Annotated in this window: 14 protein-coding genes; 3 read left to right on the forward strand and 11 right to left on the reverse strand. The window is 65.2% G+C overall.

Features of this window, described 5'->3' with window-relative positions:
• Positions 1-14: 14 nt before the first annotated feature.
• The 11 genes from BLP99_RS06005 to tagH all read right to left on the reverse strand — a co-directional run bounded on the left by BLP99_RS06005 (position 15) and on the right by tagH (position 16330).
• Positions 15-1757, reverse strand: a complete 1743-nt coding sequence (locus BLP99_RS06005; RefSeq protein WP_176776493.1) for a formylglycine-generating enzyme family protein — start codon at positions 1755-1757, stop codon at positions 15-17.
• Positions 1735-2931: an ABC transporter permease gene (locus tag BLP99_RS06010; RefSeq protein ID WP_092179927.1), complete on the reverse strand. Its 1197-nt coding sequence runs from the start codon at positions 2929-2931 to the stop codon at positions 1735-1737. The genes BLP99_RS06005 and BLP99_RS06010 overlap by 23 nt, the downstream gene beginning before the upstream one ends.
• Positions 2931-3647 (reverse strand): ABC transporter ATP-binding protein, encoded by a 717-nt coding sequence (locus BLP99_RS06015; RefSeq protein ID WP_092179929.1) that lies wholly within the window; start codon positions 3645-3647, stop codon positions 2931-2933. Before BLP99_RS06015 ends, BLP99_RS06010 begins: the two co-directional genes overlap by 1 nt.
• A complete protein-coding gene (locus BLP99_RS06020) occupies positions 3647-6751 on the reverse strand; it encodes a serine/threonine-protein kinase (RefSeq protein ID WP_092179931.1) in 3105 nt (1034 codons plus the stop codon). Before BLP99_RS06020 ends, BLP99_RS06015 begins: the two co-directional genes overlap by 1 nt.
• Positions 6748-7479 carry a PP2C family protein-serine/threonine phosphatase gene (locus BLP99_RS06025; protein WP_072390801.1) on the reverse strand — a complete coding sequence of 244 codons (732 nt, stop codon included), beginning with the start codon at positions 7477-7479 and terminating at the stop codon, positions 6748-6750. Before BLP99_RS06025 ends, BLP99_RS06020 begins: the two co-directional genes overlap by 4 nt.
• Complete coding sequence (gene tagF, locus BLP99_RS06030; RefSeq protein WP_072390804.1) at positions 7480-8133, reverse strand: type VI secretion system-associated protein TagF; 654 nt, start codon at positions 8131-8133, stop codon at positions 7480-7482.
• Positions 8130-11630, reverse strand: coding sequence for a type VI secretion system membrane subunit TssM (gene tssM / locus BLP99_RS06035; protein WP_072390807.1), 3501 nt, complete (start codon positions 11628-11630; stop codon positions 8130-8132). Before tssM ends, tagF begins: the two co-directional genes overlap by 4 nt.
• The gene (locus BLP99_RS06040; protein ID WP_072390810.1) at positions 11627-12937 is read right to left on the reverse strand and encodes a DotU family type VI secretion system protein; all 1311 of its coding nucleotides are present in this window, start codon (positions 12935-12937) and stop codon (positions 11627-11629) included. The genes tssM and BLP99_RS06040 overlap by 4 nt, the downstream gene beginning before the upstream one ends.
• A 6-nt stretch (positions 12938-12943) precedes the next feature.
• Positions 12944-14278: a type VI secretion system baseplate subunit TssK gene (tssK, locus tag BLP99_RS06045; protein ID WP_072430974.1), complete on the reverse strand. Its 1335-nt coding sequence runs from the start codon at positions 14276-14278 to the stop codon at positions 12944-12946.
• A 15-nt stretch (positions 14279-14293) separates the two neighbouring features.
• Positions 14294-14800 (reverse strand): type VI secretion system lipoprotein TssJ, encoded by a 507-nt coding sequence (gene tssJ, locus BLP99_RS06050; RefSeq protein ID WP_076405938.1) that lies wholly within the window; start codon positions 14798-14800, stop codon positions 14294-14296.
• Positions 14801-14866: 66 nt separating this feature from the next.
• The gene (gene tagH, locus BLP99_RS06055; protein ID WP_072459698.1) at positions 14867-16330 is read right to left on the reverse strand and encodes a type VI secretion system-associated FHA domain protein TagH; all 1464 of its coding nucleotides are present in this window, start codon (positions 16328-16330) and stop codon (positions 14867-14869) included.
• A gap of 431 nt (positions 16331-16761) precedes the next feature.
• Here tagH and tssA point away from each other — a divergent pair, with 431 nt between their 5' ends.
• The 3 genes from tssA (at position 16762) to tssC (ending at position 19886) form a co-directional block, all read left to right on the forward strand.
• Positions 16762-17799, forward strand: a complete 1038-nt coding sequence (gene tssA / locus BLP99_RS06060) for a type VI secretion system protein TssA (protein WP_072390822.1) — start codon at positions 16762-16764, stop codon at positions 17797-17799.
• A gap of 81 nt (positions 17800-17880) precedes the next feature.
• Positions 17881-18387 carry a type VI secretion system contractile sheath small subunit gene (gene tssB, locus BLP99_RS06065; protein ID WP_003177230.1) on the forward strand — a complete coding sequence of 169 codons (507 nt, stop codon included), beginning with the start codon at positions 17881-17883 and terminating at the stop codon, positions 18385-18387.
• Positions 18388-18389: 2 nt separating this feature from the next.
• Positions 18390-19886: a type VI secretion system contractile sheath large subunit gene (gene tssC, locus BLP99_RS06070; protein ID WP_072390825.1), complete on the forward strand. Its 1497-nt coding sequence runs from the start codon at positions 18390-18392 to the stop codon at positions 19884-19886.
• The last annotated feature ends 143 nt before the right edge of the window (positions 19887-20029 follow it).

Raw genomic sequence — 20029 nt, forward strand, 5'->3', positions numbered from 1 at the left:
CTGACAACGGGCGGTCATGATCGTTGACCGCTCGATGCGAGCAATTCCTTCAATATCGCCGCCGGATCGGCTCGTTTTTGCTGACGATAGTCACCGACATGGCGAACGAACAACGTTGCGCGCGCCACCAGGCTCTTGCCCAGCACCGGCTTGCGCTCCAATTCCTCCTTGATGCGTTGAAACTGCGCCTGGATCACGGCATCGGTGTAGCGCGTGCCCGTGGCGAGGTTGTCGATGTAGATCGCCACCGCGCCGTCCAGCGCGCTGCGGCCGTTGTCGATGGCCGTGGCGAACAGCTGGGCGCTGGCTTCGTCCTTGGCCTCCACGGCCGCCTCGCGACTGCGCTGCAGATTGGTCAGGCGAATGTTGTAGTTGTTGACGGTCTCGGCCACCAGGGCCGCAGACTGGATCAGGTTGCCGGCCGCTTCCTCACGCTGCTGGGCGATGAGCGACACGTTGCGCTTGAGCTCTTCATTGACCAGCCCCAGCTCGGCCTGCAGGCGTGGATCGACGCTGGCGGCGATGATGCTGTCCAGGCGCTTGGTGGGATCCTGGGCGTCGTCGATGGCATCGGTCAGGGACGCGAGGCGGCCCTCTTTCTGCCACTGGGCGAACAGTTCCTTGTAGCGTGAGCGCGGTGCCGACAAGGCCCCCACGGCCACCCGGAAACCGGTGGTTTCGTTGCTTTGCTCGGTACCGTCAGCGGCGAACAGCGGGTACTCGCGGCGCATGCCGGTGAACAGCGTGCCCTCGCCTTCCAGGTAATTGCCGCCCTTGACCACAAAGCCGCCATAGGCCCCCTGGCGACGTCCGGAATGCACCAGCTGGAAGGACTCCTGAACCATTTCCGCCGCGTTGCCGATCACGTCGAACAGACCGACAGGGTTCGGCAGTTTGGTGCCGATAGGCATCAAGCGTGCGGCCTGGCCGGTGCCGCCGGCCACCTGGTTGAACACCGCCCAGTCAGCCAATGGGCCATCGCCTTCGCTGCCTTCGACCCGCCGGGGGAACAGCCGCCCTTCCAGATCCTGGCGGCTGACGGCTTGCCCGCCCCGGGCGGCGAATTCCCATTCCACTTCGGTGGGCAGGCGCACGAAGCCCAACCCGCCGTCTTCGGCGGACGTACCGCGGCCGCTCACCGGCAACAGGTCCTTGTGGTATTTCATCAGCCAGGCGCTGTAAACGGCCGAGAAACGCTCAGCCTCGAATTTCGACAACTTCACCTTTGGCAGGCGCCCGGCCATGCCCTGGGGAAGCTCGGCCAGCAAAGCCTCACAGGCCGGTGCCGGTTCGCCGCTGGCCAGGGACTGTGCCTGGGCCATCACCTGGGCGTATTGCCGGGCCGTGACTTCGTACTTGCCGATGAAGTACAGCATCGGCTTGAGCGGGGTCTGGGCATCGGTCTTGGGCATCAACGGCGTGATGGTCTTGTTCCACTCCTTGGGCAGGTCCTTGAGGGTGAACTGGCCGTTGATGAAGTCGCGCCGGTAACCGGAAATGAACGACTGCTGGTAGCCGGCCTCACCCTCGCTGAACGGATAGCCCAGGCTGATCTCGCGGTCGTCCAGGGTGCCCTGGGCGAGGATGTAGACGTAGCGGAACACCATCTGCCCCTCGCACGGCAGCGGCAGGCTGACGTCGTCGGGCAACGGCTTGGGGTTGTCCAGCTTGTCGGTGCCTTCATCGGCATACACAAGGCCGACCAGGCTCAGCGCCACGGCGGCGCCCAATAGCTTATACATCGCGGATTCCTTCAGATGCCTGGATGCGCGCCACCCGCCAGCCGCCGCACGCCGCCGCCAAGGCACTGGTGCCGAGCACGGCCACCAGGGCCAGGATGTAGTGACGCACCAGCAGATGGCTGGCGTACTCGCCCGGCATCTGCGCAAACAGATAATTGAGGCCCGACTGCGCCAGGCCATACAGGCCGGCGCTGAGCAAGGCCGCAAACGTGGCGCTGTAGAGCGCCTGCAACACCACGAACAACAACAGCGCCGCGGTGGAGACTCCCAGCAGGCGCAGCACCGACAGCTCCCGACGCTTGCGCTCGACCGCCGCCAGCGCTCCAGCGAAGATCGCCGCGAATGCCCCGGCCAGGGCCAAGCCGGCGATGATCCAGAACACGATCGACAGATTGCGACTCAGCGATTGCACTTGTGCGATGGCCTGGGCCTGGGTGGCCACCGGCAGGTTCTGCGCGGCGAAGTACTGACGCAGCGGCTCCACGTCGCCGAGGCTGCGGGCATACAGGCGGAATGCCGGGTACACCCGCTGCTCGGCCACGCCCACCGCATCGCCGGGCCAGCCGAACGCGGCTACGGCACGACCGTCGCGGTAGTCCTCGGCCGCCTCCAGCAAGGCCAGTGGCGCAAACAGGCCATCCCGGGCAAAGGCCTCCAGGGGCAGCACGTGCAGCACCTGGACCCGCGTGCGCTGCGCCTCGCTGCGACCGGCCACCTGCCGGCCGAAACTGGCCTGCAACCAATCACCTGCCCTGGCACCGAGCTTCTCGGCCGCGGTCTGGCTGAGCACCACCTGGTCCAGTCCTTGTGGCAGCGGCAGGCGCTCCAGCAAGGGATCGTTGGCGGCGGTGGGTATCATCTCGACGGTGACGCCCGCCGTGGCACTGCTCAAGTCCGCCGTGGCGGCGATCTGCCGGGTTCGCGGCAAGGCAAAGGCCACGTCACCGCGCTGGCTCAATTGTTCGATGAAAGCGGCGCTGAACCGGCCACCGCCCAGAGGGATGATTTCCCGGGTGGCCGGATCGTTCTGCAGGCGTTCGGTCAGGCTGGTGACCAGGCCGAACTTGAGGCCGAACAGCACCAGCAACGGCGCCACCACGGCCACCAGCGCCAGCACCGAGCACGCCGACAGCCAGGCATCGTTGCGGTAATCCTGCCAGGCCAGGGAAGCCACCAGCGCGCCGCGCATCAGCAAGCCTCCCCGAGGGTGGCGGTCACGCCGCCGTCCGTGTCGCGCCGGCAACTGATACGCCGTACCTGCAGACCGCTGGCCCGGGCCAAGGCTTCGTCGTGGGTGGCGACGACACAGCACACGCCGCTGTCACGGGCCTGGGACACCAGCAACTGCATGACTCGCTCTGCGTTCAAGGGGTCGAGGGCAGCGGTCGGTTCGTCCGCCAACAACAGGCGCGGGCCGTGGGCCAGGGCGCGCGCGCAACTGACCCGCTGGCGCTGGCCCACGGAGAGGTCCGCCGGCTTCTTGTCCAGTTGGTCGGCTATGTCCAGTTTTTCGGCCAGGCGCGTCACGCTGCCGTCATCCTTCAAGCCCAGCAGTTTGCGCGATAACTCGATGTTGCCGCGTACGTTCAGGAAGCCCAGCAGGCCACCGGTCTGCAGAACATAGCCCAGGTGACGACTGCGCAGCTCAGCCAAGGTGTCCTGTTGCGACCCACGCCACAGTTTGCTGATATCCAGCGACGTATTGCCGGGCGCGAAGTCGAACTGCCCGGCCTGGTCCGGCGCCAGCACCAGCGCCAGCAAGTCCAGCAACGTGCTTTTGCCGCAGCCACTGGGACCGACCACCGCCAATTGTTCACCGGCACGCAGGTGCAGCCTCCCAATTACCAGGCTGTAGCGCTGGCTGCCGGTGCCCCGGCTCTTGTGCACGGCGTTCAGGGTCAGCATCACGGCAGCGTCGACAGCGGAACACGGTACAAGGCATCGCCAGGCTCGGCATCGCCGAACCGTACCCAGTTCGCCAGGTCGTTGTGGAAGGTCTCGTAGAGGCGGATCTTGGAATCCAGCTCATCGATGAAATCTTCCTGCTCGGCCACGCTCAACGACAGCCACAGATCCTGGGTCATGTTCAGCGACTTGCTGCGGTACGGCAGCCCTTCCAGGTACTCGCCGAGAATCCCGCCATCGGCCAGGTTGCCACCCTTGCGCAAGGCCGACGGGTCGCGGCTCATGTAGGCACTGGCGCTGGCGATTTCCTGGAAGAAGTCCTTGGGCGAACGCTGGGTCTTGCGAGCCGCGTCGACGATCAGCTTCAGCGACTGCTGCAGGTCGTTGAGTTGCAGCTTGGTCAGCATCACGCAGACCTGGAACGCCGGCAGCGCCGGATTGGTCAGGTCGCGGTCAGCGGTCCAGGCGCTGACCAGCTGTGGCGCCTGGCTGGCGGCCTTGCGGCCCAGGAAATCCATGTGCATCGCATAGCCCACCGCTGCCGACTTGTCGGCCAGGCTCGGCGCGGCACTCAACATCGGTACGCTTTGCGGCTTATTGCTGCGCACCTGGTGCACCAGGTCGGCGAACACCGAACCGATCTCGTCCACGCGCTCGCCGAACTTGCGCACATCGGCTCCAGGCACGGGGATGTACAGGTCGCCGATCTGCGGGTTGGCGTCGGCCGTCAGGATGCGGTACTGGCTCTGGGCGCCGGCGTGGGTTTTCTTGCCGGCGTCGCTGAGCAGGTGCAGGGCGTAGATCTTGATCTGCTTGCCCAGGGCCGCCTGGCGCACTTCGGCCTCGTTCATCTGGGTGGCGGCGAACGGGTCGTTCTTGCGCAAGGCACCGGCGTCGGTGACCAACAGGATCAGGCGCCCGCCGTAGCCGGACCAGTCCATGCCTTCCACCGCTTCCATGACACCGGCAAACGCGTCCTCGTTGAACGAATGGCTCGATACCGTGGAAGCCTTGACCTGCCGCGCCAGATCCATGAAACGTTGCGGGTCGCGCCCCTGCTCCAGGGTGATGAGGGTCTTGGCGACGTATTCCAGGCCCGGGGTCTTCTTGACGCTGCTGCGGAAACCCACCATGCCGAAGCTGACGCTGTCCAGCTCGCCCCGTTCGGCGATACGGGTCTGCAGTTGATGGACCACGTCGCGAACCTGGTCGATGTAGGGCTGCATGGACACGGTGGTGTCCACCACCAGCACCACGGCGGTACGGAACGCATCGGCGTTGGCCGTGGTGATCGGGGTGTTGGTCGAGGCGCGGGGCGTGTTGCCCGGGTCGATGGAGGCCACGTTCAACAACTGCACCGGCTGGCCGTTTTCATCGAAGCTCTCGCGGGAATCGAAGATCGGCAACAGGTAGAACTGATTCTGCGGCACCGCGCTGGCGGCCGGTTCCAGGGCCAACACTTGCTGGTTGTCCTCGCGGTTCTGCTGGGCCTTGAGCAGGACGTTCCTGGCGTTCGTCGGGTTCGCCAGCAGCTTCTCCACTTCACCGGGCTGACGCAGGAACATGACCGGCGCGCGGCCCGAACGCTCGGTGAACTTGAGCACCAGGCTCTGCTTCCAGTCGCTGACCTGGGCGGCCGGCAGCCAGCCATCGCTGCGTCCGTCCGTGGCGGCGCCCACCCGTACCCACGGACTGCCATCGACGTCCTTGCGCTGGTAGACATACAACACGGAAAACGCCGGCAGCGCCTTGCCCGGCGCGGCACCCGGCTCATCGACCAGGGTCGCGCCCGGCTTGCTCAGTACCCGCTGGAACAGGGTTTTCTTGCCAGCCATCAACAACGGGCGCTGGCCGCCATCGGCCTGGTTCGCCACGGGCGGATTCACTGGGGGCGTCACGGGAGGCTGGGCCGGTGAGGCATCGGGGGCTTTCGCCGGTGGCACGTCGGGGGTCTTGGCCGGCGGTTTCGTGGCCGATGAACCGGAAGCAAGCGGCGGCTGGCTGGCCTGGCCGCTGTCGCCGGACAGCCACCAATAACCCGCGCCGCCCAATGCCAGCGCCACGGCCACCGCCACGGCAGCCAGGGCGAATACCGGGGTCTTGCGCGGTGGCGAAACCGCCGGTCGCGACGGGCTCACCGGCGGTGGAACCGGCCTGGCCTGGGGTTGAGCCTGGGACGAGGGCGGCACCGGGCCGCTCGGGATGTCAATGGACATCGGCGTCAGGCCGGCCAGGTCATCCCCCACAGGCTTCGTCGACACCGGCAGCGGCAAAGGCCGGATCAGGGTCGCGTCGGACTCCGGCGGCAGGTTGTCCAGGGCCCGCAGCAAGGCGGCCGCATCCGGGAAGCGCTCCGCCGGATCCTTCGCCAGCAGCTTGCGCAGCACGTCCTGGTACCGGCCGTGATGCACCGGCAGTTCCGGCAGCGGTTCGGTCAGGTGGGCCAGTGCCGTGGACAGCGCGTCGTTGCCGGTATAGGGCAGTTTGCCGACGAGGATTTCATACAGCACCACGCCCAGGGCATACAGGTCGGCGCGGCCGTCGATGTCCTGTCCGCGAGCCTGTTCCGGGCTCATGTAGCTGGGCGTGCCCACGGCGAAACCGGCCTGGGTGAACTGGGTGCGGTCGTCCAGTGACTTGGCGATGCCGAAGTCCGAGAGCACCGCCGTGCCGTCGGCGCGGAACAGGATGTTGGCCGGCTTGACGTCGCGGTGTACCAGGCCCAGCCCATGGGCATAGCCCAGCGCGGAAGCGATCTGGCGGATATAGGCCAGCCCCTGCTCCGGCGAAAGGCCGGCGGCGATGCGCTCCTTGAGCGTGCCGTTGGGCAGGTACTCCATCGCCATGTAATACAGCTCACCGACGTTGCCGATGTCATGGATGGTGACCGTGTGAGGGTGCGACAGGCGGGCCAGGGTCTTGCCTTCGCGCAGGAAGCGCTCGCAGAACGTCGGGTCGGCGGCCAGTGCCGCGGCCATGACTTTCAATGCCACCTTGCGTTCCAGGGATCGCTGGGTCGCCAGGTAGACACTCGCCATGGCGCCTTCGCCGATCTCCCCTTCGATGTCGTAGCCGGGGATCTGGATATTCAACACGGAACTCATGACGGCACCTTCACGACCACCACGGTGATATTGTCCGGCGCACCGCGCATCAGGCCCAGGGACACCAGGCTGCTGGCAATTTCGCCGGGGTCGTCGTGGTTCAGCACTTCGCGGATCTCATCGTCCTCGACGGTCTTGGTCAGCCCGTCGCTGCACAGCAGGTAACTGTCGCCGGGCACCAGCAGCAGTTCGACCAGCGCCAGCTTCAACTGCGCCTCGACCCCGATGGCCCGGGTGACCACGTTGGCCCGGGGATGGACCCGGGCTTCGGCTTCGCTGAGCAGGCCACTGTCCTGCAGGTCCTGGACGTAGCTGTGGTCCCGGGAGATGCCTTCGAGCACCCCGTCGCGCAGGCGATACAAGCGGCTGTCACCGGCCCACAGGCACATGCCGCGCAGGTCTCGGGTGGCCAGTACCACGACGGTGCTGCCCATCATGGTGACGCCGCGGTTGGCGGTTTCTTCGCGCACGGCGGCGTTGACCCGCAGCAGATCGCTCTGCAGCGCCGCGACGTATTCATCCAGGGAGCGGCCCACGGCAATGGATCGCAGACTGTCGACGATCAGGCTGCTGACGTAATCGCCCGCGGCGTGCCCGCCCATGCCATCGGCCACCACCCAGAGGCCGTTTTCCGGCAGGTCCAGGCAGGCGTCTTCATTGACCTGGCGGACCATGCCGACATGGCTCTTGCTTGCAGACTTGAATGCTTTCCCAGCACTTGGACGCATCTACACAACACCTTCTTGGCCGAGCAAAAATTGCGCGAAATCGGCGGCAGCCGGCAGGCCCCGACACCGCATCAAACCGGGCGCGATGCGCTCCGAACCCTGCCCCCACCACAGGCTTGTGCCTTCGCAGGCCGACTCGGCGAGCGCGGTCATGCGCGCCTGTGGGTCGGTGGCATCGAAGCGATGCAGGCTGGCGAACTGGCTGCTCGGCAGGCGCGTTCGATACGCAGGGCTGCCCAGGCTTTCCAGCTCCGTGCCGAAAGCCTCGAAACTGGCCTCCACGTTCAGGGTGCTCAACAGCAGGTTTTCCACCCGCTCGAACCACTCGTCCGCACCACCCACCACCGACGCCGGATCGGCGTCGGGTTCCAGCAGCACCGCCACCGTCAAGGGGAAATAGCGGCCGACCCGGTCGATGCTGGGCATCACCACGCCCACGGCCGCCTCCGGCCCGCATACGCCCGGCGCGACCATGAAGCGCCACAGCGGGCTGACCAGATAGGCGTCCAGCCAGCGCTCGCCAAGGCTGGTCTGGCTGGCGAGCAGCCCCGCCGCCAGCCAGGAGTCCCACGGGGCGATGAAGCTCTGGGGCAAGCCACGGCTGACGAAGTCCCCTCGGCTGGCCAACTTTCCATAGAAGCCCGGTGTACTCATAGCCGCTCCGGCAGGCTGAAGCCGCTCAGTACCCGGCTCTTGAACGGGTTGAAGGCACTGTTGGCCCGCAGCTCGTAGGAGGCGCTGGCGCCATCGACCCGCAGCCGCAGGTTGAAGCGGTCCGGCGAGTTGCCAGCCGTCAGGTCCGATTGTTCCAGCAGGCGGAACCAGGCCCACGGACCGTCCAGGGTGATGCCGGAACGGCCGCTGGACGATGGCGGCATGATGGAAATCCGTACCACGCCGATGCTGCCGGGGTTGGGCCATTGCATGGCGGTCGGCCGGCTCGGACCGTGGTCGTAGCTCAGCTGTTGACCGTCGAGGTCCAGCAGGAACTGGGTGATGGTGGAATCCATCGCCACTGGCTTGAGCTCGAAACGCACCATCGGTTGCGTGCCGCCGGAACGGAAGAACGCATCGCGGATGGTGGCCGCGCGCTGGAAGGTCTGCAGCACGCCGGGGGCGATGCCGAGCTTCTGGGCGGCGCCCGGTTGCCAGCGCCAGGTCGGCGTCGATGTGTCGACGTAGGGCTGCAGGTATTTGCGGAAGTAATTGTCCATCACCCCGCCCACCCCGAAGAACTGGCCGAAGTCATCCAGGGTCGCATCCCGCGCGCTGCCCGGCGACATGGGGTAACGCCCCGCCAGGGACTGGCGATAGATGTTCACCACTTCGCTGGTCCAGGCGGCGTTCAGTTGATTGCGTACCCCGCCCATCATGCTGTTGGTGGTGGAGTTGACCACCGACTTGACCAGCCCTTGCACCAGCGGCGGCTGGCGCTCGGCGTTCAGGCTGACCCGGGTGGCCGCAGCGGCGGCCTGGTTCTTGGCTTCACCGAGCAGCGCGTCGCCGCTGGCACCGACCATGGCGCTGACCTGCACGTACAGGGCGTTCATGTCGGCCAACAGGCCATCGATGGCTGCCGGCTCGCCATCCGTCTTGCTGACGATGCTGTTGAGCTCGGCGAAGTGCGCGGTCACTGGATCGTCGCTTTGCGCCGGTGCACTCTGGGTCGCCTGTTCCTGGCCCAGCAGGCTGCCCAGGCGTTCCTTGAGTTTGTCGACCCCCCCCTCCGTGGGCACGCCTTGGGCGGCCAGCTGGCGCTCGTGCTGTTGCAGGTCGGTTTCCTTCGCCACGGCCACCAGCAGTTTTTTCAGGGGCGACGTCGGACCGGAAATCACCCGCAACACGTCGGCGGCCTGGGCCACGCTGGTGATGGGCACGAAGTCGATATCGGCCAGCAGCGCGTCCCATTGCCGCTGGTAGTCCTCGAAGTACAGGCGACGCACATCGGCGGCCAGGCTGGCGACGTTCTGCTGGTCGGCCTGCTCAAAGCCCAGCACCCACTGCTCTTCGGCCAGGGTGCCGGTCTGGCTCAGGCTGGCGAGCAGGAAGCCCTGGCGATAACCCTTGACGGTGAAGAACCCGCTCAACGGCTCGCCCAGCGGCTTGCCGCTCTTGCGACTGAACACCAGCGCGGCGTCGCGCCCGGCGGCTTCGTTGATGCGGAAGTCGGGTACGCCGTCGGGCAGTTTCTGCCGCTTGATCCGGTCGTAGACACGCTGGGCCACCGGCAGTTGTTGCAATTGCCGACGCAGGTCGTCGATCAGCCGCGGGTCCAGGCGCGCGGTCGGCGGACGGCGCTCGAACAACGCCTGCAGATGCTCGCCCAAGGCCAGGCGCTGCTCGGCCGGCAGGTCCCGCGGCAGGCTGCGATCCCAGTCCAGGGCGACCCAGGCCTTGATGAAATCGGCATCGTAGTGCTCGTTGTCGGCGAGCATCAGGTAGGCCTTCAAGCCCTCATAGAGGAAGTCCGAATTGCCGCCGCTGTGCAGTTGCTCTTCGATGCGCGTCAGCAGGCGCGGGGCGAACACCGCGATCAGCAGCTTGCGGTAGACGCTGCCGGACTCGGCTTCGAGCATGTCGCCCTGGTACAGGCCCAGGCCTTCGGCCCAGCTCGGGGCGTCGTCGGCCAGATGCTTCACGGCGTTGAGCAATGGCAGCACCGCCAGCACATCGCGCTGCGCCGGGCTGAGGTTCTGCACCGTCTGGCCCAGCGGCGCGACCTTCTGGTCGACCTGGGCGATATAGGCCTGGTTGGCGCGATAACTGACCCACCACAAGGTGCCGACCACCAGCACCAGCACCACGGTGCTAGCCAGCACGCCCCGGGCGATCCACTTGCGCCGGCGCTCGACCTTGGGGTCGACGCCCACCAGCCCACGCTCGGCGAAGGCCACGGCGGTGAAGAGCTTCTCGATGAAGTAACTGCGCCCGGTACCGGTCTGGCGCGCCAGATGCTGGCGGTCCAGGTTCATGCTCTGGGCCATGGAGCCGATCAGTCGATCGATCGGGCTGCCTTCCTGGGTACCGCTGGTGAAATACACCCCACGCAGCAACACGCGCTCTTCGAAAGCATTGGGCTTGAACACCCCTTCGAGGAAGCTTTGCAGGCAATCCTTCAGGGCGCCGAACTGTTGCGGGAAGCCATAGATCAGGTCGCGTCGCGCCGGATCGCGCTCCTGCTGCAGGCGCTCTACCAGACGGTCGTTGAGGCGCTGCTCCAGGCCGGCGAATTCGCTTTGCAGGTGGGCCAGCGGGCTGTCGTTGCTCTTGCCATCGTCCAGGGCAAAGGTCATGCCCCAGACCTGGGCGCGTTCTTCCTTGCTCAGGGTGTCGAAAAACTCCATGAACCCCGGCACCAGGTCGAGCTTGGTCAACATGAGGTAGACCGGGAAGCGCACCCCCAGCTGGGTGTACAGCTCCTGGATGCGCAACCGGATCGCCGCGGCATGGGCGGCGCGCTCGGCGTCGCTACCCAGCAGCAGGTCGGAGAGGCTGATGGCGATGAAGGCACCGTCGATCGGGCGACGGGCGCGCTGCTTTTTCAGCAGGCCCAGAAAGCCCAGCCATGCCGCCTTGTCGACGGTGGCATCGCTGTCCTGGGTGGTATAGCGCCCGGCGGTGTCGAGCAACACGGCCTCGTCGGTGAACCACCAGTCGCAATTGCGTGTGCCACCGACACCGCGCACCGCACCGGCGCCCAGTTGCGCGGCCAACGGGAAATGCAGCCCCGAGTTGACCAAGGCGGTGGTCTTGCCCGAACCCGGCGGGCCGATGATCACGTACCACGGCAGTTCATAGAGGTTGCGACGCTCGTCGCCCCCCAGCTTGGCTTTCTTGAGCAGCGCCAAGGCTTCGTCCATGCGCTGGCGCAGGGTTTCGAGCTCTTCGGCAGTGGCGATACTGGTGGGGTCGGGCGGCGTTTGCGCGGCCAGGCTGCGCATGACTTCGGCGGCCTGCCGGCGGGCCTGGATGATGCGCAACACCCGATAGGCGATCCACACCGCGAACACCAGGATGATCAATGCCCAACGCCGGCCTTCGGGCACCAGCCAGTCCAGCAGCGGGCCCACGAACCAGATGATCAGGCTCAGGGCGATCAGCCCCAGCAACGGGATGACCCAGCGGATCATAAAACTGAAAAACGCTTTCACTCGACCCCCTCCGCCAAAACTGTGATTTCAACCCGACGATTGCGTGCACGCCCCTCGGTGGTGGCGTTGGACGCCAGCGGCTCGGTGTCGCTGCGGCCTTCGGCGCTGAAGCGCTCGGGTTGACCGGTCTTGGCCGAAAGAATCTGCAGCACCGACTGGGCCCGTGCTTCGGACAGCGCCCAGTTGGACGGGAACCTCAACGTGGCGATCGGTCGGTTGTCGCTGTGGCCGGTGACCAGCACCTGGCCCTTGACCTTGCGCACCGCGTCGGCGATGCGCAGCATCAGCGGCTGGAAATCGTCCTTGATGCTGGCGCTGCCGGAGGCGAACAGTTCGTCGCCGCGGATGGTCACCACCGAACGGTCGACGGCGTCTTCCACGGCGATCCGACCGGCCCTGATTTCATCGGCCAGGAAACCGGCCAGGCGTGGGCGCTCGATGACTTTGGGCTGCACCACGGGTCGGTCGATGGCCTGCACCGGGATCTCCCCCAGGGCATGGATATTCTTGAACACCGGCTCGGCATCGGAAGCCAGTTTCATGCGCAGGCCGAACAGCAGCGCCAGCAAAAGGGCCGCGCCGATGGCCACGGCGATCCATGGCGGCATGAATTGCGCCAGGCGATCCCGGCCCACGGTGACGCCGCGCCAGTGCGGCGACAGCTCGCGCTCGTAGTCGCCACGGGCGCTGCGGATTACCGCGCTGGTGCGTTCGCGCAAGGCTTCCAACTGGCTGCGACCGTCGTTCATCACTCGGTAGCGTCCCTCGAACCCCAGGCACATGCACAGGTACAGAAGCTCCAGCAGGTACAGGCGCTCCCGTGGGCTTTGCAGGCAATGCTCCAGCAACTGGAAGACCTTTTCGCCGCCCCAGGCTTCGTTATGCACAGTGATCAACAGGCTTTGCTTGCCCCAATCGCTGGTGCCGCCCCAAGGCGTACTCAACACGGCTTCGTCCAGGGCGGTGCACAAGGCGTAGCGGGCCAGGAGCACATCGTTGCGCACCACGCCGGCGGCTTCGGCGCGTTCCTCGAACTGCCGCAGGTAGGCCAGCAACTGCGCCCGCAGGCTGGCCGGCGCCGGGTGCGCGATGGTGTTGCGCAGGCGCGTCAGCAACGCCAGCAAGGGGCCGGCGGCGCTTTCCAGCGGATTGAGACCCTGGGCCTTGCCGGTCAGGACCGGCGCGGCCGGCACCGACAGCGGTGTCGACGCGGGTGCCGGTGCGGGGCGGCCCGCCTCCGGACGGAAGGGATCGGCGCCACGCCCACCGGGCGTCGGCATGAACTGGGTACGATCGTCGTTGCTCATCGCCAATTATCCTCGGATCGCCCAGAAAGCCAGGTTCAGCCCCGGGAACTGGCCGGCGATGTGGAACGCAAAACCGCCGGAGTTGCCCAACTGCTTCCAATGGTCGCTGCCCCGGTCGAGCTCGTAGTAGGTGGACCCGGCGTGGTACGGCAGCTGGCGTGGCGCCACCGGCAACGGCAACAGGCCGATGCCCGGCAGTTGCAGGTTGACCAGGTCGCGGATGTGCTCCACCGAACCGATCTTGCTCTGCTGGCCGAAGCGGCTGCGCAGGGTCTCGGCGGGAACGTCGGCGCGCACCACCAGGATGAAGCTGGCACTGTCGAGCAGGGTCTTGTCGGCCAGCATCGCCACGTGGATGCCGTAGGCCTTTTCCACGATCGGAATGGGAATCGCCTTGCTGTCGATCAACATGGACAGGGCTTCGCGCAGGGCCTGCATCACCGGCGCATAGCTCAGTGCCAGGTCGTCGTGCTGGTACTGCGGGTACTCCTGCGGTCGTCGGCCGGAGGCGGTGAAGGTGGAGAACTCACCGGCCAGGGCCACCAGCTCGCTGTAGAACCGCTCGGGGTGCAGCGGGCTCAACTGGCTCAGGTGCTGGATCAGCGGCTGAGCCCGGTTGACCAGTTGCAGCAGCATGAAATCGGCAATCTCCGAGGCACCACCGGCGCCGGACGCCACCACGCGCCCGGCCAGGGCTTCGCCACGCTGGTGAAGCAGGCCCAGCAGCTCACTGCGAAACGCGGCCAACGGTTTGGAGACGAGCACATCGAGCACCGGCGGGATGTAGGTCTCGTCGAGCACCAGGGCGCGGTCGGCGCGCTTTTCCTTGATGCGCACCACGCCGACGGCAGCGTAGTCACCGATGCCGTCCTGCTCCGTCAACAGGCGCAACGCCCGCGAACCCACCGCCACCGGTGCGCGGTTTTCGAACGGCGCGTTGTCGTCCCGCACTTCGCAGACCTGGCTCACATAGCGCGCCGCGCCCAGGGCTTCGCCCTCATCGACGGTGTCCCGGGTACCGGCACGCTTGAGCGGCAAGGCCAGGTACACCAGGCCATCGCGCAGGTTGTCATCGACATTCAGGGGCGTCGGCGCCACATCGTCCTGGGGGATGTTGAACGGTGTGCCGTCCGGCAACAGCCCCCGCGCGCGGATGATCGCCAGCTTGCCCTGGGCCAGCAGGCCCTGGTCGATCAGCAATTCGGAAAACCCCCAGGCGCCGGCCGACAGCGGGCGGCTGCGAGCGTCGATAAGGTTTTCCAGGTAACGGTCATGCTGCTGGAAGTGCTGCGTTCCAATGAACATGCCTTCCGACCAGACCACGCGATTGTTCCAGGACATGGGGGCTCCGATTGCTTATTGGGCAGGGCTGGATGGGGTAACGACGACGTCGCTGCGCACGGCGCGTACATCGAGGCTGATCTGGTATTCGGTGTATTGGCGCGCCGGGACATTCAACACCGTGCGCCACAACGAGCGGTCCAGCTCGCGATAACCCACCAGGATGCCGATATGGCGGGTCGATGGGTCCAGATCGCGTTGCAGGCTCAGCTGCTGGCCGGGCTGGACCAGCACTTCGTCCTGATCGATCAGGTCAGCGCCCAGCGTCGCCTGGGCCCGTTCGGCCAGGGCGAAATAATCGGAGCGACCGAAGGTGGCGGCGTTCTTCAGTTCGAAAATCCGCACCCGGACCGGGGCCGGCTGGCCGGTGGCACCGGGGTTGAGACCGTTTATGGCGTGGAAGTGCAGCTCGATGGCGGCGGTATCGGCCTCAGCCTCTTCGGGCTGGTTGTTGGCCGCATCCTTGGCGCACGCCGTCAGCAGAAGCGCGGCGGCGACTGCGAGTAAAAACCTGGGAATCATCCTGCGTCCTCAATGACGTTTGAGCTATCCGTTGTTTGACTATGAAAGGTTAGGGGGCGGCGACGCTCAACGGCGTCGCTGTCGTGTGCTGTGTTCTTCGTAGGCACGGCTGAATTCCCGACCGAACAGGTCCTGGAAATCCTCCTGGGCTTCCCGGGAAATGTTGCTGTAGAGCTCGGTGAATTGCTGCCAGTACTGGGCCTGCCGCGAGCCGCTGAAAATACCCGAAAGCCCACCGGGCTTGGCCATGCGTTCTTCCAGTTGCGACGGCTCGAAGCGCCCCAGCAGATGCTTGATGGCCGCTTCCACACCGGCCATCACCGCCAATTGGTGGGCGCGCAGGTCATCGAAACTGTCACGCACCGCCGCGTCCGGGGCCATGAACGCCTGGTTGCCATGGCGCAGCAGCAACAGCATGGCCTCGTCGACGTTGGGTGCGAACTTCAGCGGGTTGTTCTCCACCGGCTGGATCATCGTCTGCTGGATGCGGAACTCACCCTTGAGGCTGCTGCGGGCGCGCAAGACATCGATCAGGCCTTCGACCATCAGCCGGTAGCTGCGACCGATGCTTTCCATCTGCGCCTCGGCCTGGGCCTTGTCCAGGCGCAACTGCTCCAGCCCGGCTCCGCGCAAAAAGGCCTGCAGCAGATCGGGCCGGGCGCCTTCGACGGGCTGCTCGGGTGCGACCGGCGGTGCAACCGGCGGCTCGACACGGGCGACCGGAGGTGGAACAGGCTCGTCCGGCACACGGGTTTCGAACACGCTGATCTGCGGCGCAGGGACCGGGTTCGGAGACACCGGTATCGATACCGGCTCCACCACAGGCGGCGGAACAGGCTGGGGGTTGACCGCCACCGGCGCGGGCTTGTCGCTGAACGGGTCCCAGTCCTCCGGAATCACCGGGGCGCCCGTCATCGCCACAGGCTCGACCAGCGGCGGCGGGCTGGGGCGCGGCATCGGCGTGGGCGGACGGAAATCGTGCTGCTGGGCCGGTACGTGATCGGGCTGGGTGGCCGGCGGGATGCTCGAGGGTGTCAGGAAGTCGAACAGATCCGGCATCGTGTCCATGGAGGACACACCCTGGAACTGCGCAGGCGACACCACGGGAATTGGCGAAGGCGTATGCAGGGGGGCGCTCTGCTGCCCCATCAGCGCTTCGAAGCTGCTGGGCGATTCGGCGAATGGGTTGCTGTCGGTGACCGGCAGGTTGAAATCGACACGCGCCTGGATCTCGTAGTCGCCGATGCGGATCACTTCGCCGTCCTGCAGGGGCTCGCTGTTGCCCTTGCGCAGGCGAACGCCGGCCTTGACCAATTCCACACCGTTAGTGCTGTTATCGGTCAGATAATACCGGCCATCCTTGTATTGAATAACGCAATGTTTACCGGAAACCAGGCGCTCGGGGTCCGGTAATACCCAATCATTATCGGAATTACGGCCAATTGCCATCACTCCTTGATCCATGGACTTTTCAGAACATTGACCGGGAGTAATCTTGTGATAACTAGTGATAGTCAAACACAGCGGCATCTCGCCTCCTTGCTGAACACTTCTTTACTCGTCTTCGCATGCGAGCGTATCGAGGCATACGCACCTCGGCGACTCGCTTGAAAAACCCCTGCAAACTGCCGTGAAACGGCTTTTTGCCAGCATGATGGCTGATATTAACCGGCCTGCATGACAAAAAACCTGTCTGCGTACCCTCCTCGACCTGCCAGTCGCGCGGGTTGTTAAGCGCCTCACAACTGTAACAGACTGGAAATAGCTTACCTTGACAAGCGATAAGTACTACACCAAAAATGCACAACTTCTTGATTAAGCGTGATGGCACTTTAAGATCATTAAGCATCTAAACGGCCATTACCCTCAAGGGATATGCAAAGTTTCATGCGAGGTTCCGTCTGGAACTTGCGTATGCACTGCCCGACTTCATTCATCGGGCGATAGGGAGATCGATCCAAGTGGATGTGCCTTTGTTGCTCGCCGCCGTTTCCGCGACCTCGCCGTGCGGCGACGACCTGGAATATGACCCGGATTTCTTGCGCCTGGAACGTGACTCCCGCGGTCAGCCCGAGCGCAGCATGGGCGATTCGATCCTCCCCGCAGAACCTCCCGAGTGGCGCAGCGTCCGGCAGCAGAGCCTGGACCTGCTGCAACGCAGCAAAGACCTGCGCATCACCCATTACCTGTTGCAGAGCTCCCTGGCCCTCGAAGGCATTCCCGGGCTCGCTCGCGCCCTGACGCTGATCAGCGAGTTGCTCAAGCAATACTGGGCCGACCTGCACCCGCGCCTGGACGCCGACGACGACAATGACCCCACGGTGCGCATCAACGCCCTCGCCGGCCTGACGTCCGATGCCACTATCCGCCTGTTGCGCGAAAGCATCCTGACCCGTTCGCGCACCTTCGGGTCCGTCAGCCTGCGCGCTGCCGCCAACGCCAGCGGCTTGCAAAGCTTTCCCGACGAAACCCTCGGCGCCGAGCAACTTGCCGGTGCCTTGCGCGACAGCGACCCCGAGCAGCTGGAAACCATCCGCGCCGCTCTGCTGGAGGCCCGCAGCGCCGCCGAAGCCATCGAGCAGCAGGTCAGCGATCAGGTCGGTTCCGCCCAGGGCGTAGACCTCGGTCCACTCAAGCAACCTCTGAAGATGGCCCTGCAGATTCTCGGCCAGCCCGCCGCGCAGAACGGCGACAGCGAGCAACCCGAGGCCAGCGGCGACGACAGCGATGCATCCACCGAACATGCCTATGCGCCGAGCGCGCCGCGCAGCACCGGTACGAACGCTGGCAGCGCTGAAATCAACAACCGCGACGATGTGCAGCGCAGCCTCGACCGGATTCTCGCTTACTACACCCGTCATGAGCCCTCCAGCCCCCTGCCGGTGCTGTTGAACCGGGCCAAGCTTCTGGTCAACGCCGACTTCGCGACCATCGTGCGTAACCTGATTCCCGACGGCATGAGTCAATTTGAAAACCTGCGCGGCCCAGACAGCGAATAAAAGCGAGCGGATCACGCAGTCACGTCACCGGCCCCACCGGATGACGCCAACACCGTCGCTCAAGCGACCAGGAGCAGCAACGTGGCGAAGCAAAGTTCTCAGAAATTCATCGCGCGCAACCGCGCGCCTCGAGTGCAGATCGAGTACGACGTCGAGCTCTACGGCGCCGAGAAGAAGGTCCAGTTGCCCTTCGTCATGGGGGTTATGGCCGACCTCGCCGGCAAGCCTGCCGAGCCTCTGGCTCCCGTGGCCGATCGCAAGTTCCTCGAGATCGACGTCGACAATTTCGACTCGCGCCTCAAGGCCATGCAGCCTCGCGTGGCGTTCCATGTGCCCAACGAACTGACCGGCGAAGGCAACCTGAGCCTGGACCTGACGTTCGAAAGCATGGACGACTTCAGCCCCGCAGCCGTGGCCCGCAAGGTCGACTCGCTGAACAAGTTGCTCGAAGCGCGCACCCAACTGGCCAACCTGTTGACCTACATGGACGGCAAGACCGGTGCCGAAGAAATCATCATGAAGGCGATCAAGGACCCAGCGCTGTTGCAGGCCCTGGCGAGCGCGCCGAAGCCAGCACAGGATCAATGATCATGACCGACAATACAGCCCGCGAAGGCGCCCAGAACCTGGGTGCGACCCAAGAAACCAGCGAGTTCGCGTCTCTGCTGCTGCAGGAATTCAAACCCAAGACCGAGCGCGCCCGCGAAGCGGTCGAGACCGCCGTGCGCACCCTGGCCGAGCAGGCCCTGGCGCAGACTGACCTGGTGTCCAACGACGCCATCAAGTCGATTGAATCGATCATCGCCGCCATCGACGCCAAGCTCACCGCCCAGGTCAACCAGATCATCCACCACCCGGACTTCCAGCAGCTGGAAAGCGCCTGGCGTGGCCTGCACTACCTGGTCAACAACACCGAGACCGATGAGCAGCTCAAGATCCGCGTGCTCAACATTTCCAAGACCGACCTGCACAAGACCCTGAAGAAATTCAAGGGCACGGCGTGGGACCAGAGCCCGATCTTCAAGAAGATGTACGAAGAAGAATACGGCCAGTTCGGCGGCGAGCCTTACGGCTGCCTGGTGGGCGACTACTACTTCGACCAGTCGCCACCGGATGTCGAGTTGCTGGGCGAGCTGTCCAAAGTCTGCGCGGCCATGCACGCACCGTTCATTTCCGCCGCATCGCCAACGGTGATGGGCATGGGCTCGTGGCAGGAACTGTCGAACCCGCGTGACCTGACCAAGATCTTCACCACTCCGGAATATGCCGGCTGGCGCTCGCTGCGTGAATCGGAAGACTCGCGCTACATCGGCCTGACCATGCCGCGCTTCCTGGCGCGCCTGCCGTACGGCGCCAAGACCGATCCGGTGGAGGCCTTCGCCTTTGAAGAAAACACCGACGGTGCCGACAGCTCCAAGTACACCTGGGCCAACGCTGCCTACGCGATGGCGGTGAACATCAACCGTTCGTTCAAGCACTTCGGCTGGTGCTCGCGCATCCGTGGCGTGGAGTCTGGCGGTGAAGTGGAAAACCTGCCGGCCCACACCTTCCCCACCGACGACGGTGGCGTGGACATGAAGTGCCCGACCGAAATCGCCATTTCGGACCGCCGTGAAGCGGAGCTGGCGAAGAACGGTTTCATGCCGCTGCTGCACAAGAAAAACACCGACTTCGCCGCGTTCATCGGCGCCCAGTCGCTGCAGAAGCCGGCCGAATACGACGACCCGGACGCCACTGCCAACGCCAACCTGGCCGCGCGCCTGCCGTACCTGTTCGCCACCTGCCGTTTCGCTCACTACCTCAAGTGCATCGTGCGCGACAAGATCGGCTCCTTCAAAGAGAAGGACGAAATGCAGCGCTGGCTGCAGGACTGGATCCTCAATTACGTCGATGGCGATCCGGCGCACTCCACCGAGACCACCAAGGCCCAGCACCCACTGGCGGCGGCCGAAGTGATCGTCGAAGAAGTCGAGGGCAACCCGGGGTACTACAACTCCAAGTTCTACCTGCGCCCGCACTACCAGCTCGAAGGGCTGACCGTGTCGCTGCGCCTGGTATCGAAACTGCCGTCGGCCAAGGGCGCGTAAAGATTTACTGAAACGGGTGGCCGGCAACCCTGTGGGAGCGAGCTTGCTCGCTCCCACAGGGGATCTCCAGCAGGCTGGAGATCGTCTTCCCCCCGTTCAGCACCCGTAATTTCGCAAGGTCAGCGTCAACCAAACAATGTGGT

The sequence above is a fragment of the Pseudomonas sp. NFACC32-1 genome (assembly GCF_900101215.1).
Lineage (GTDB): Bacteria > Pseudomonadota > Gammaproteobacteria > Pseudomonadales > Pseudomonadaceae > Aquipseudomonas.

Bases quoted from the DNA above. Each gene is read 5' to 3' on its own strand.
- tssC (WP_072390825.1), top strand. From the start codon at position 18,390: ATGACCGACAATACAGCCCGCGAAGGCGCCCAGAACCTGGGTGCGACC.
- BLP99_RS06010 (WP_092179927.1), bottom strand. From the start codon at position 2,931: ATGCGCGGCGCGCTGGTGGCTTCCCTGGCCTGGCAGGATTACCGCAAC.
- BLP99_RS06015 (WP_092179929.1), bottom strand. From the start codon at position 3,647: ATGCTGACCCTGAACGCCGTGCACAAGAGCCGGGGCACCGGCAGCCAG.
- BLP99_RS06020 (WP_092179931.1), bottom strand. From the start codon at position 6,751: ATGAGTTCCGTGTTGAATATCCAGATCCCCGGCTACGACATCGAAGGG.
- BLP99_RS06040 (WP_072390810.1), bottom strand. From the start codon at position 12,937: ATGAGCAACGACGATCGTACCCAGTTCATGCCGACGCCCGGTGGGCGT.
- tssK (WP_072430974.1), bottom strand. From the start codon at position 14,278: ATGTCCTGGAACAATCGCGTGGTCTGGTCGGAAGGCATGTTCATTGGA.
- tssJ (WP_076405938.1), bottom strand. From the start codon at position 14,800: ATGATTCCCAGGTTTTTACTCGCAGTCGCCGCCGCGCTTCTGCTGACG.
- tagF (WP_072390804.1), bottom strand. From the start codon at position 8,133: ATGAGTACACCGGGCTTCTATGGAAAGTTGGCCAGCCGAGGGGACTTC.
- tagH (WP_072459698.1), bottom strand. From the start codon at position 16,330: ATGCCGCTGTGTTTGACTATCACTAGTTATCACAAGATTACTCCCGGT.
- BLP99_RS06025 (WP_072390801.1), bottom strand. From the start codon at position 7,479: ATGCGTCCAAGTGCTGGGAAAGCATTCAAGTCTGCAAGCAAGAGCCAT.